Genomic DNA, 12,642 nt, shown 5'->3' with positions numbered 1-12,642 from the left:
CAAAAACGCTCCCGGCGTTTTTGTCCATGGCCCGCGATGCTTTGCGCCAGGCGTATGCTCCCATCGCATTGACTCTGATGCCGTCTGTCTGACTCAGTCAGCGCTGATTGTGAGCGGGATTTCAGGGTTAAAAAGCAGTAAATTTGTCAGTTGTCTGAAGCCGGTGACCCTCACCGGCTTTTTTTATGGTTTTGCGGCATCCTGCAGCCAGTCGCGAAACAGGCTGATCTCCGTATCATGCCGCCGGCTCTGCTTTGTCATCATCCATGTGGCACGCTCGACGCGTACAAAGCCAAGCGGTGCTAGCAGCGTGCCATCCTCCAGCTCTTTGCGTACCAGTAAACGTGGTGCCATCAGGACGCCAAGACCACTTCGTGCGGCCTGAATCCCCAGTGTCAGACTCTCAAAATGCTTTCCGCCGTTAAAGCGGCCACTGACCCCAGCTTTGTCCGCCCACTCTGACCAGGCGTGCAGCCGGGTATCCGCATGCAGCAGGGGCATCGCGGCCAGATCCTCGCCGACCCGCAGCTGCGAAGCAAAGTGAGGTGCGCAGAGCGGGCCAATCTCATCCTCGCTGACCAGCGTGGCGTCTATGTCAGATTCAGGTGGCTCGCCATGACTGAGGATCAGTACATCCACATGTTCACTGCGCAGTTGCGAGATCTGCGTCAGCGGCTGGAAGTGAACCTCAATCTCCGGATAGCGTTGATAAAAGCTGGCGATACGGGGAATCAGCCATTGCGACAAAAAGCTGGGGGCGCAGGAGACCCGAATCTGCTGAAGCAGCCCGGTACGAATGCTTTCGCAGCTGCTGCGCAACTCACTGAACGCCTGCTGACAGCTCAGCAGCAGACGTTCACCGTGTGAGGTCAGTTTCACGCGGCCATGGCTGCGGACAAAAAGTGGTTTGCCCATCCAGCTCTCCAGCTGGCGAATCTGATGGCTGATGGCGCTGTGCGTAACATGCAGATGTTCAGCCGCCACGCTAAAACTGCTGTGTAAGGCTGCCTGGTGAAAATAGTGCAGCGCTCTTAGTGGCGGCAGTCCGTTCATCCTCTTCCCCTGTGCAAAAATCTAACAGGGATTGTCAATTTATATCATTTTAAAGTCCAGCCGCATTGACCTAGTCTGTAGGGCAAATTCTGGCGGGTTGACTCAGCCTTATATCTGTGATTTTTCAGGGTATTCCGCCTCGCTTAACCAGCGTTCACGCCGCACACTCCCCGAAGCGAGACAACCATGGCACACCGCTCTTTATCCTCTGAAACTTCAGCAGAGGCGCGCCATCGGTTACGCCTGGCGCTCTCACGTTTTTACCGGCTGGAGCAGTTCGATCTCTTCTTCGCGCCCTCGCTGCATGTGGCTCAGGTCCTTCTTTCTCAGCTCTTTCTGCGGCAGGAGCAGGCGCGCAATCAGCACCGTTACGCCTCGCACTTTCCGGTAACCGAACTCAACATCCTGCCAGCAGTTCCGCTGATCGCGGGCAGCATCATGCTGGTACCGCATGTCGAATTGCCCAATGGCCGCGTGCGTCCGCTGCGGGATTGCCAGAACCAGGGGGTGACGGAAGCGAGCGAGAGTTTTGCCAGCGTGCTGCATCAGAAACTGATCGACGAAGCCCATCTGTTTGTCACCCGACTGGATCGCCACGCTGAGATCTGCAGCGATCTGGTGCTGGTGGCGTTGCGGACCCATGACTTCAGTACGCTGGTGCGCAGCGAACTGCGGCTTTTCGAACAGGGGCTGACCCTGACCGCCACGCATGAGGCACTGCGCCGCTTCGACGATCCGCACTGGCGGCCTTACAATGCCGCCACCGTCGATGCGCTCTCCCTGTCAGACCCGCTGCCGCTGAACTCCTGCCATCAGCCCGGCTTGCCGTTTGCCAGTTTTAATGTCCCGGCCTCCGTGATCACATCGCTGTCAGATGCGGAAGATGTGGTGAAATGGCCGCAGCAGGCGCGGCTGCTGCTGAATGCTAACGTGCGCGGCAGCGGCAAAAAAAGCGTGAATATGACCCATCATCTGAGCCGACGACTGCAATTCCTGCTCGGCTCAGGCGGTAAGTCTGAAAAAGCGTCAGGCAGACCAGGCGGGTAGGGGCCAGGGCCAAAAAGCGACTCAGGTCGCCCTGCGCGATCCGCGCCCTTCCTTGTGATGAGCGGGTCATAATGGTATGTTCTTTCGCTTCTAAGATAGATCAATGCGATTCGCAAGGGGATTTACGCAATGCGTATTATTCTGCTCGGAGCTCCGGGCGCAGGTAAGGGGACTCAGGCCCAATTCATCATGGAGAAGTATGGCATTCCGCAAATCTCCACCGGCGACATGTTGCGTGCAGCAGTAAAAGCAGGCAGCGAGCTGGGCAACCAGGCGAAAGCCATTATGGATGCTGGCAAACTGGTGACCGATGAGCTGGTGATTGCGCTGGTCAAAGAGCGTATCACCCAGGAAGACTGCAAAAACGGTTTCCTGCTGGACGGTTTCCCGCGCACTATTCCTCAGGCAGATGCAATGAAAGAGGCCGGGATCACCGTTGATCACGTGCTGGAGTTCGCCGTACCGGATGAATTGATCGTTGAGCGTATCGTGGGCCGTCGCGTTCACACGCCATCAGGCCGCGTTTATCACGTCACTTTTAATCCACCGAAAGTGGAAGGCAAAGATGATGTGACCGGCGAAGAGCTGACCATGCGTAAAGACGATCAGGAAGAGACCGTGCGTAAGCGCCTGGTTGAATATCATCAGATGACCGCGCCGCTGATTGCTTACTACAGCAAAGAAGCGGAAGCGGGCAACACCGCCTATCACAAAATCGACGGCACCCGTAAGGTGACCGAAGTGAGTGCCGAGCTGGCTAAGATCCTGGGCTAAGTTCACAGGGGCCGGTATTACTGGCCCCTTTTGCAGTAATCGCTTTTACCTCCCGCTTATTCCGCTACAATTTCCCCGTTTTCACGCATCCCCGTTGTTATCAAGGAACTCAAATGAGGCAAGATAAGCCCGGCGTGTTATTGGTTAATTTAGGTACGCCAGACGCGCCCACCACACCTGCAGTTAAACGCTATCTGAAACAGTTTTTAAGCGATCCGCGCGTGGTCGATGCGCCGCGCTGGCTCTGGTGGCCGGTTCTCAATGCCGTTATTCTGCCGTTTCGCTCGCCGCGCGTCTCTAAGCTCTACGCATCGGTCTGGATGGAAGGCGGTTCACCGCTGCTGGTTTACAGCATGCGTCAGCGCGATGCGCTGGCGGCACGGGTCGATATGCCCGTCGAGCTGGGCATGAGCTACGGTAATCCGAGCCTGAAAAGCGCGGTAGATAAGCTGATGGCGCAGGGCGTGACCCGCCTGATTGTGCTGCCGCTCTATCCGCAATTCTCCTGCTCCACCGTGGCGGCAGTGTGGGATGGCCTGACCGCGGTATTCAAAGATTACCGCTCGCTGCCTGATGTGCAGTTTATCCGCGACTACGCCGAACATCCGGCCTATATCGCCGCGCTGAAAGCGACGGTAGAGCGATCCTTTGAGCGGCACGGTCAGCCCGATCTGCTGGTGTTATCCTTCCACGGCATTCCGCAGCGTTTTGCTAACGAAGGCGATGACTACCCGCAGCGCTGTGCGGATACCACGGCGGCCCTGGTCAAAGCGCTGGGCCTGCGTGACGATCAGTACATGATGACTTTCCAGTCGCGTTTCGGTCGTGAGCCCTGGCTGATGCCCTACACCGATAAAACCATGGAAAGCCTGCCCGCTAAAGGGATCAAACATGTTCAGGTGATGAGCCCGGGCTTCTCGTCAGACTGTCTGGAGACGCTGGAAGAGATCAGTGGTGAAAACTGCGAAATCTTTATGCATGCCGGGGGTGAGAAGTTTGAGTATATCCCTGCGCTGAACGCCGATGAGGCGCATATCGACATGATGGTGCAACTGGTCGACGCTCGCCGTTAAAGCGCAGGCGGAGAGTGTGATATCATTCTCCGCCTGTTTTTCCAGACGGCACCTCCCGATGAAATTTCCCGGCAAACGCAAATCCAAACACTACTTTCCTGTCAGCGCACGCGATCCCCTATTACAGCCCGCCCAGCACGATGTTGATGCAGGCAGCTGGGTGGTGGGTATCGACCAGACGCTGGTGGATATCGAAGCCAAAGTCGATGACGCTTTTCTCGCACGTTATGGCCTGAGTGCCGGGCACTCGCTGGTTATCGATAATGCCGTCGCGGAAGCGTTGTACAACGAGCTGATGCAGGAAGCGCTGATCACCCATCAGTTTGCTGGTGGCACCATCGGTAATACACTGCATAACTTCTCGGTGCTGGCCGATGACCGCTCCGTGCTGCTGGGCGTCATGTGCAATAACATCCAGATTGGCGGCTACGCCTATCGCTATCTCTGCAACACCTCAAGCCGGGTCGATCTTAACTATCTGCAGGGCGTGGATGGCGCCATTGGCCGCTGCTTTACGCTGATTGGCGAACATGGCGAGCGAACCTTTGCTATCAGCCCCGGCCAGATGAACCAGCTCCATCCGGATAACGTACCGGAAGAGGTGATCGCCGGAGCCTCTGCGCTGGTACTGACCTCCTATCTGGTGCGCTGTGCCGAAGGTGAACCGATGCCGCAGGCAACGTTACGGGCGATTGAGTATGCCAAACGCCACAACGTGCCGGTGGTGCTGACGCTGGGCACCAAACATGTGATTGGCGACAATCCTCAGTTCTGGCGCGATTTCCTGCGCGAGCATGTCAGCATAGTGGCGATGAATGAAGAGGAAGCGCTGGCGCTGACCGGCGAAAGCGATCCGCTGCTCGCTGCCAATATGGCGCTGGACTGGGTCGATCTGGTGTTGTGTACTGCTGGCCCGATTGGGCTCTATATGGCGGGTTACACCGAAGAAGAGTTCAAACGCAAAACCAACCATCCGCTGCTGCCTGGCGCGATTGCTGAATTCAACCAGTATGAGTTCAGCCGGGTGATGCGCCAGCAGGATTGCCAGCAGCCGCTGCGCATTTTCTCGCACATCGCGCCTTATATGGGCGGACCGGAAAAGATCATGAACACCAACGGCGCCGGAGATGGTGCGCTGGCGGCGTTACTGCATGACATCACCGCCAACAACTATCACAGCCTGAATGTGCCGAACTCCAGCAAACATGCGCGTCCTTACCTGACCTACTCGTCGCTGGCGCAGGTATGTAAATATGCCAACCGCGTCAGCTACCAGGTGCTGAATCAGCATTCGCCGCGTCTGACCCGCGGCCTGCCGGAGCGGGAAGACAGTCTGGAAGAGTCTTACTGGGATCGGTAAAGCTGGCAGCTGCCGCGCATAAAAAAGCCCTTCTGAAGAGAAGGGCCTTAGATGACTGGCAACGTCTGGCTCGGTTAGCGATAAGATCGAGCCTGCTCAGGGAACACGGACAGATCGGAAAGTCGCTTAAGCCATCCCTGACCGCTCGGCCCGAACGATTACGCACCTCATCCCTGAGGTGCGCCCGTAGCCGGGCCAACGCATTGCGTTGTTCAAAAACGCTCCCGGCGTTTTTAGTACGCACCTCATCCCTGAGGTGCGCCCGTAGCCGGGCCAACGCTTCGCGTTGTTCAAAAACGCTCCCGGCGTTTTTGTCCGGGCGGCGGGACGCTTGCCTCCTCAGCCCGCGTTCCCTGCGTGTTGAGTTTATTCGTTGCGGTAAAATTCACCCTGATTTTGATATATCAGTAGCCTGCCAGGCTTTGCTAAACAGGAATCAGCGCACGACATCGCAGGGCTTTAAATCTTCGCCCTGCGTCATCTCATCCTGCAGGATTTGCAGCATACTGCTGGCGATCTCACGTTCGCCCATCACCACACGGGTGGCACCCCGTTCCATGATGTACTCGACTTCATCGTCGTAGTGGGCGCGGGCGATAATCTCGATATTCTGATGTTTTTCACGCGCGGCTGTGACCACTTCACCCGCTTCATAGCCATTCGGAATAGTCAGTAACAGCCAGCGCGCGCAGTCGAGTCGGGCCAGTTCCATGGTGTCAGCGCGGGCTGCATTACCCAGCACCGCCTTAATACCGCGCTCGCGCAGCGCTTCAACACGGGCGCGGGAGTTTTCAACTACCACCAGCGGAACATTGGCCTCAAGCAGCTTCTGACCAATCAGACTGCCCACCCGGCCGTAACCTACAATTACCGCGTGATTGCAGAAATCCACCGGGATCTGCTTCTCGTCTTCAATCGCCTCTTCCAGCGTCTGCTCTTCCATCGTCTCCGTTTTCGCCAGGAAACGCTCCAGCAGGCTAAACAGGATTGGATTAAGCATAATCGACAGGATGGCCGCGGCCAGCACCAGGTTGCGGCCCTCGTCAGTCAGCAGGCCTAGCGAGATACCCAGACCGGCCAGAATAAAGGCGAATTCACCAATCTGCGCCAGACTGACCGAAATGGTCAATGCCGTACGACGTGAATGGCCGAGCAGCGACACCAGCAGCCAGGCGGCGACCGATTTACCCACCACAATAATGACCAGCGCGCCCAGCACTGCCAGCGGCTGCGTCACCAGAATCGACGGGTCAAACAGCATGCCGACCGACACAAAGAACAGCACGGCAAAGGCATCACGCAGCGGCAGGGTATCGCGCGCGGCGCGATGGCTCAGTTCCGACTCATTCAGCACCATACCGGCGAAGAAAGCGCCCAGTGCAAACGACACATCAAAGAACTCAACGGCACCAAAGGCAATGCCCAGCGCCAGCGCTAACACGGCGAGAGTAAACAGTTCACGCGAGCCGGTGGCGGCGCTGCGGGCGAGGATCCAGGGGACGGCACGCCGTCCCACCACCATCATCAGCACCATAAAGGCGGCGACTTTGCCGATGGTCCACAGCAGGTCCCAGGCCAGCAGTCCGGCGCTGGCGTTGCCCTGTTCCATCATGCCGGCAATCGCAGGCAGCAGCACCAGCGTCAGCACCATCACCAGATCTTCAACAATCAGCCAGCCAATGGCAATCTGCCCGCGCTGGCTATCGATCAGTTGCCGCTCTTCAAGCGCGCGCAGTAACACCACGGTACTGGCGGTAGAGAGGCAGAGACCAAAAACCAGGCCGGTCATCCACGACCATCCCAGCGTCCATGACAATCCCATTCCCAGTAACGTCGCAACCGCGATCTGTGCGATGGCACCGGGAATGGCGATCGACTTTACCGACATAAGATCTTTCATTGAGAAGTGCAGGCCGACACCGAACATCAGCAGTATCACGCCGAGTTCTGCCAGTTCAGGGGCCAGATTAGTGTCTGCAACAAAGCCGGGGGTAAAAGGGCCAGCCATAACGCCTGCCATCAGGTAGCCCACCAGGGGAGAAATACGCAGGCGGTTCGCCAGCATCCCAAGGAGAAATGCCAGAACCAGTGCCCCGACAATGGTAGTGATCAACGGTGTGGTGTGATGCATGCCTGTCTCCTTGTATACAAATGTATCCGCTTGTAACAAATGAGTTTAATTCAAAATCTATTCTTCCGCTGAGCAATTTGCGGGAATACCCTAAAAAAATAGGAAAATAAGATGAAAACGCAACCGGAAGGCTGTTTTTATTCATTATCCATAATTCTGGCTGATTTGGCGGTTTAAACCGCGGCGGATAAATAAAAATTATTACAACTAAATGACCTGAGCGTGACGCAGATAAGTATCAAATCTGCAGACAGACGCACTAAAGCCGTTCAGCGGCGCTTTTGGAGGAGTAAGCAGTGGGTTAACAAAAAACATTGCAGCCTGTCGCGGTGTAATCGGCATAAACAGCCGTGGCTCTGACGTGATCGCCTGCGCTTATGCTGGCGCAGCCACGCTAAGCAAAAGCGGTCCGGAGATAAAAAGAGCGGCATACAGAGGCAGGTGGATGTGCGTTGGCCTTGAGTTCGCCGGGGGAATGTGCGACACAGTGGGGCAAACCGGCAGAAAATCGGGCCAGACGGCAAATTAAGGAGAATCACAGTGTTGTTATCTAAATGGACAGGGGCGGGCGTGGCACTACTGGTGGCCCTGATGCCGCTGTTTTCACAGGCCGCCCAGGCCGATCGCACCTATCGTTTCAGCCTGCTGCACACCAACGATGAACATGGTCATTTCTGGTTTACTGAGCAGGGTGAATATGGTCTGGCGGCGCAGAAAACCTTAATGGATACGATGCGCTACGATGTGCAGTCCAGAGGCGGCGGCGCATTGATTCTCTCTGCCGGTGATGTGAACACGGGCGTGCCGGAGTCCGATGAGCTGGACGCTGAACCCGATTTTCGCGCGATGAACCTGATTGGCTATGATGCCATGGCGCTGGGCAACCATGAGTTCGACAAGCCCATCGCGGTCCTGCGCAAGCAGGAGAAGTGGGCGCGATTCCCGCTGCTTGCCGCCAACGTTTATCAGAAAAGTACCGGTCAGCGCCTGTTTAAGCCCTGGGCGGTATTCAACCGTCTCGGGCTGAAAATTGCGGTGGTCGGGCTGATCACCCCTGACACGGCGAAACTGGCCAATCCGGCGGGCCTGACGGATACCGAATTCCGCGATCCGATTGCGGAGGCGGAGAAGGCGGTGGCCGAACTGCGCGCCACAGAGAAGCCGGACGTGATTGTCGCGCTGACCCACCTTGGTCACTATGACGACGGTAAGCATGGCAGCAATGGCATTGATGACGTCACCCTGGCGCGCAGCCTGCCTGCCGGCACCATCGATCTGATTGTGGGTGGTCATTCGCATGATGCGGTCTGCATGGAAAAAGAGAACGTCAGCGTCAAAAATTATCAGCCGGGCCAGCCCTGCAAACCCGATCAGCAGAACGGGATCTGGATTATGCAGGCGGATAAATGGGGCAAATATGTCGGACGTGGTGACTTCACCTTCCGTAACGGGCAGGTGACGCTGGAGGCTTATCAGCTGGTGCCGGTCAACCTTAAACATAAGATAAAGAACGCGGATGGCAGCGAAACCTGGCTGACCTGGCAGGAAGAGATCCCGAAAAACACCGCCATGATGAAACTGCTGATGCCATTCCAGAAACGGGCTGAGGCGAAGTTAACCGTGAATGTCGGCAGCGCCGACGGCAGCTTCAGCGGTGAAAAAGAGCAGGTTCGCTTTGAGCAGACAAATCTCGGCCAGCTGATTCTGCGCGCTCAGATGGCACACACCAAAGCCGATTTTGCGGTAATGAGCGGTGGCGGTATTCGCACCTCGCTGAAATCGGGCAAGCTGAGCTGGCGTGACCTGCTGCAGGTCCAGCCGTTTGGCAATCAGGTGGTCTCGGTCAGCCTGACCGGGGCGGAGATCAAAAAATATCTGGATGTGGTCGCTAATATTCAGCCTGACTCAGGCGGCTACGCCCAGTTTGCTGGTATCAGCCTGACCGCAGACGGTAAACAGGTCAGCGACGTCAGCATTAACGGTAAACCGCTGCAGGATGCGCAGCATTATCGCATGGCAACCAACAGCTTCAATGCGGCTGGCGGCGACGGTTATCCGCGTCTGGATAATCATGCGGGTTATCTCAACAGCGGAGCAGTTGATGCGCAGGTGTTGCGTGACTGGATCAAGACGCACTCGCCGGTCAAAGCCAGCGACTATCAGCCGAAAGGGCAGATTGTGCATCTGAGCGATGAGCAGATCCGGGCGCGGGATGAGGCTGCGGAAAAAGCGCGCAAGCGTAACTATCCAAAAATGATCCTGGCGTGGATCTGGCCTTGGGGAAACGAAACAGCCGCCACGCATTGAACTGACCGGGAGGCGCTTGCGCCTCCCGTTTTTCTTACGCCCGGCAGGGGTGACGTCTGATCCAGCGCTCGCGCAGTTTGTCCCACACCCAGTTGTAAGCCATGGTGTAGGGCAGGAAGAAGAGGAAAAAAGCCACTTCTACCAGGAAAGCCTGACCCAGAGAGATATCCAGCATCCAGGCGGCAATGGGCAGACCAATCAGGATAAATCCACCTTCAAATCCCAGCGCATGTAATACACGCACGCCCGGGCCGCGTTTCTGGCCTGGCGCATAGAGGCGATCGAATCCGCTGTTATAAATCATGTTCCATAGCATCGCGACCGTAGAGAGCATAATCGCCAGCGATCCCATCTGAAACAGCGGTTTATTCATTGCCCATGCCGCCAGCGGCGAAACGGTCAGAATCGCCAGCGTTTCAAAGCAGACAGCATGAAGAATACGTTCTTTAAGTGAGCGGGTACGCATTGTGAGTTCTCCTTCAATAATGCGGCGCATTTTCACACGTCAGAATGCTAAGATAAAATGAACACCTATCGAAAAAAGCGATGGTTCAGATGCGTTACTCCCCGGAATCCCTTGAGGCTTTTATGCAGACTGTGGCGAGCGGTTCTTTCTCTGCCGCTGCGCGCGCGCTGGGTAAAAGTCAGTCCACCATCAGCGCGGCGGTAGCCAGTCTTGAAGACGACCTTGGCTTTGCGCTATTTGAACGGGCAGGGCGTCAGCCGGTTCTCACCGAGCAGGGACGCCGCGTTATTCCTCAGGTTCAGCAGATCCTGGCAGCCAGCGAGCGGCTGGATGCGCTGGCGATACGGCTGTCGCAGGGCGTTGAACCCCGGCTCAGTTTTGCCATGTCAGACTTCTGGCAAACCGATCATCACGAGCATCTGCTCAGGCAATTTGATGCCCGTTATCCGGAGATTGAACTGGAGGTCATGATTGCCGAGGATGGTGATGTGCTGGATCTGCTGCAGGCCGGGCGGGTACATCTGGGCGTGGTGCGGGCACAGCCCAATCTGCCGGTGGATATCGCGGTGGCGCGACTGCAGGTTGAAGCGCAGATGGCGGTCTTTTTACATCGCGATCATCCGCTGGCCCAGCTTAAGACCCTGAGCGAGAGCGAGCTGGAAGGGGTTCGTCACCTGCGATTAAATACCTGGGTTGAGGCATCTGAACCCGCGCCAATGGGGCGCATCTGGTCGGCACCGACCTATCTGTTACTGCTGGAGATGGCGGAGCAGGGATTTGGCTGGACGATTCTGCCGCGCTGGCTGGTGAAACAGTTTGGTCATGGCGTTCTGAAAGAGTTGTCGATGCCGGGCTGGCCTCAGCATATCGCCATTGAGGTGGTCTGGTCACGCCGTACGCCACCCGGCCCAGCGGGTCGCTGGATGATCGATCAGCTCTGCGCCCAGCCACGGGTTTAGTCGTGGCGGGCGATATCCGCAAACGGGGCGTCCAGCAGTCGTGAAAGATCCTGGGGAGCCAGTTCGATATCCAGCCCACGCTTACCGCCTGAGATGAACATGGCGTCAAACGCGCTGGCAGAGTGGTCGATCACCGTAGGCAGCCGTTTTTTCTGCCCCAGCGGACTGATGCCGCCCACCAGATAGCCGGTAACCCGCTGTGCCAGCTGTGGGTCGGCCATATCCGCTTTCTTCGCGCCCAGCGCCTTTGCCACCTTCTTCAGATCCAGTTGCGTCGATACCGGCGTAATCGCCACTGCCAGCTGTTTCGCCTCGCCATTCAGCGCCACCAGCAGCGTCTTATAGACCTGGCGCGCATCCAGATTGAGTTTACGTACCGCTTCGTCACCAAAATGGGTTTCGCTGCTGTCATGCTCATAGGGATGCAGGGTGAAGCTGACTTTTTGTTTTTCCAGCAATTTTACGGCGGGCGTCATACAGGTTCCTTACTAAGAAAAATCTTATTACGCAGAATCGTGGAAAAAGGTGGCGAAACTTTGTTCTTTGAGTGAAAATTAGCCGCGCGCCAGCAATCCGATTGCTGAGCGATAACCAAAATCATAAACAAATTCCTCTTTGACGGGCCGATAATATTATCGGCTCTCTTTTTTTCAGGGCTTCTTCAGCATCTCAGGCAGGTTATCTTCGCCGTAGAGATGCAGAGCACCGACCGCCACCACATAGTTTCCCGCTGATAATCCCTGAAGCCGGTCACGCCACTGCGCATTTCGCTGACCGATCAACGTATCATTCAGCGCCTGGCTGAAGGTAGCGGGCAGGGTGATTTCCGGCTGGCGTGGCGGCGTATCGAGCCACCAGCTCACCATCATCTGCAGCAGGCGCGCATTGGTGTGCCAGTGCAGCAGCGTATCCTGCAACAACGCCATGCCGTCATCCGGCAGCGCAGTCAGCAGGGCGATCTGCGCCTCTGCGCCTTCCAGTTCAATCACCGGTTTGTTCAGACCTTTCGCGGCCTGCAACAGCTGATAATCAATGCCGTAGTCAGGTCGCAATCCCAGCCTTTGTGCCTGCTGCGCCTGTAACATCAGCGCCACCTGCCAGGCGGGCAGATTATCAAACAGGCTCAGATTGAGGCTCATCTCCTGACAGAGTGCGGTGAGCGTTTGCATCGCGTGGCTATCCAGCCGGGTGGAAAGCGCGGGACGATCGCCGTGGTGATCAAAGGGTGAACCACCCTGAGTAATATCCGCTTCCACAATCAGTGCATCCGCCTGCTGCAACTGACGCAGCAGACGGGCGGGCAACGGCTGCATGTCGCGCGTCCCCATGTGGATGCTGCCGACCAGATGCAGCTGACGATCGCCAAGCCGGACATCCATCGCAGGCCAGCGGTAACTGGCGGGAAAAAGTTGGCTGATAAAGCCGCGCAGTGAGCGCCAGATGTTGCCTGTCATTCCCGGTCCTTTGCGATT

Annotated in this window: 11 protein-coding genes; 6 read left to right on the top strand and 5 right to left on the bottom strand. The window is 56.8% G+C overall.

Going from position 1 to position 12,642, the window contains the following annotated elements:
- Positions 1-183: 183 nt before the first annotated feature.
- The gene (locus ACR8BN_RS14240) at positions 184-1,053 is read right to left on the bottom strand and encodes a LysR substrate-binding domain-containing protein (RefSeq protein ID WP_022626103.1); all 870 of its coding nucleotides are present in this window, start codon (positions 1,051-1,053) and stop codon (positions 184-186) included.
- A gap of 186 nt (positions 1,054-1,239) precedes the next feature.
- Here ACR8BN_RS14240 and ACR8BN_RS14235 point away from each other — a divergent pair, with 186 nt between their 5' ends.
- The 4 genes from ACR8BN_RS14235 to ACR8BN_RS14220 all read left to right on the top strand — a co-directional run bounded on the left by ACR8BN_RS14235 (position 1,240) and on the right by ACR8BN_RS14220 (position 5,307).
- A complete protein-coding gene (locus tag ACR8BN_RS14235; RefSeq protein ID WP_010255933.1) occupies positions 1,240-2,100 on the top strand; it encodes a DUF6024 family protein in 861 nt (286 codons plus the stop codon).
- 129 nt (positions 2,101-2,229) lie between these two features.
- A complete protein-coding gene (gene adk, locus ACR8BN_RS14230; RefSeq protein WP_010671225.1) occupies positions 2,230-2,874 on the top strand; it encodes an adenylate kinase in 645 nt (214 codons plus the stop codon).
- Between the two features lie 113 nt (positions 2,875-2,987).
- Positions 2,988-3,947, top strand: coding sequence for a ferrochelatase (gene hemH, locus ACR8BN_RS14225; RefSeq protein WP_031592157.1), 960 nt, complete (start codon positions 2,988-2,990; stop codon positions 3,945-3,947).
- 58 nt (positions 3,948-4,005) lie between these two features.
- Positions 4,006-5,307, top strand: coding sequence for an inosine/guanosine kinase (locus tag ACR8BN_RS14220; RefSeq protein WP_010255936.1), 1,302 nt, complete (start codon positions 4,006-4,008; stop codon positions 5,305-5,307).
- Positions 5,308-5,743: 436 nt separating this feature from the next.
- On the opposite strand, the gene ybaL is transcribed toward ACR8BN_RS14220, so the two are convergent.
- The gene (gene ybaL / locus ACR8BN_RS14215; RefSeq protein ID WP_031592155.1) at positions 5,744-7,438 is read right to left on the bottom strand and encodes a YbaL family putative K(+) efflux transporter; all 1,695 of its coding nucleotides are present in this window, start codon (positions 7,436-7,438) and stop codon (positions 5,744-5,746) included.
- Between the two features lie 591 nt (positions 7,439-8,029).
- On the opposite strand from ybaL, the gene ushA reads away from it, so the two are divergent.
- The gene (gene ushA / locus ACR8BN_RS14210) at positions 8,030-9,745 is read left to right on the top strand and encodes a bifunctional UDP-sugar hydrolase/5'-nucleotidase UshA (RefSeq protein ID WP_221932381.1); all 1,716 of its coding nucleotides are present in this window, start codon (positions 8,030-8,032) and stop codon (positions 9,743-9,745) included.
- 34 nt (positions 9,746-9,779) lie between these two features.
- Here the strand turns inward: ushA and ACR8BN_RS14205 are convergent, their stop codons facing one another.
- A complete protein-coding gene (locus ACR8BN_RS14205; RefSeq protein WP_022626100.1) occupies positions 9,780-10,211 on the bottom strand; it encodes a multidrug/biocide efflux PACE transporter in 432 nt (143 codons plus the stop codon).
- An 89-nt stretch (positions 10,212-10,300) separates the two neighbouring features.
- Between ACR8BN_RS14205 and ACR8BN_RS14200 the strand changes: the two genes are divergently transcribed.
- Entirely contained in the window at positions 10,301-11,170 is an 870-nt protein-coding gene (locus ACR8BN_RS14200; protein WP_010671230.1) for a LysR family transcriptional regulator, read from the top strand.
- Here ACR8BN_RS14200 and ybaK read toward each other — a convergent pair.
- Both ybaK and ACR8BN_RS14190 read right to left on the bottom strand, forming a co-directional pair.
- Positions 11,167-11,646, bottom strand: coding sequence for a Cys-tRNA(Pro)/Cys-tRNA(Cys) deacylase YbaK (ybaK, locus tag ACR8BN_RS14195; protein WP_022626098.1), 480 nt, complete (start codon positions 11,644-11,646; stop codon positions 11,167-11,169). The two genes, ACR8BN_RS14200 and ybaK, sit on opposite strands and share 4 nt — an antisense overlap.
- A 174-nt stretch (positions 11,647-11,820) precedes the next feature.
- Positions 11,821-12,624 carry a TraB/GumN family protein gene (locus tag ACR8BN_RS14190; RefSeq protein WP_064704609.1) on the bottom strand — a complete coding sequence of 268 codons (804 nt, stop codon included), beginning with the start codon at positions 12,622-12,624 and terminating at the stop codon, positions 11,821-11,823.
- Positions 12,625-12,642: the final 18 nt, after the last annotated feature.

The sequence above is a fragment of the Pantoea sp. Lu_F5_004 genome, from assembly GCF_051136245.1.
Lineage (GTDB): Bacteria > Pseudomonadota > Gammaproteobacteria > Enterobacterales > Enterobacteriaceae > Pantoea > Pantoea agglomerans.
The sequence above is the reverse complement of the archived record's forward strand: the minus strand, read 5'-3'. Positions and strand labels throughout refer to the sequence as shown.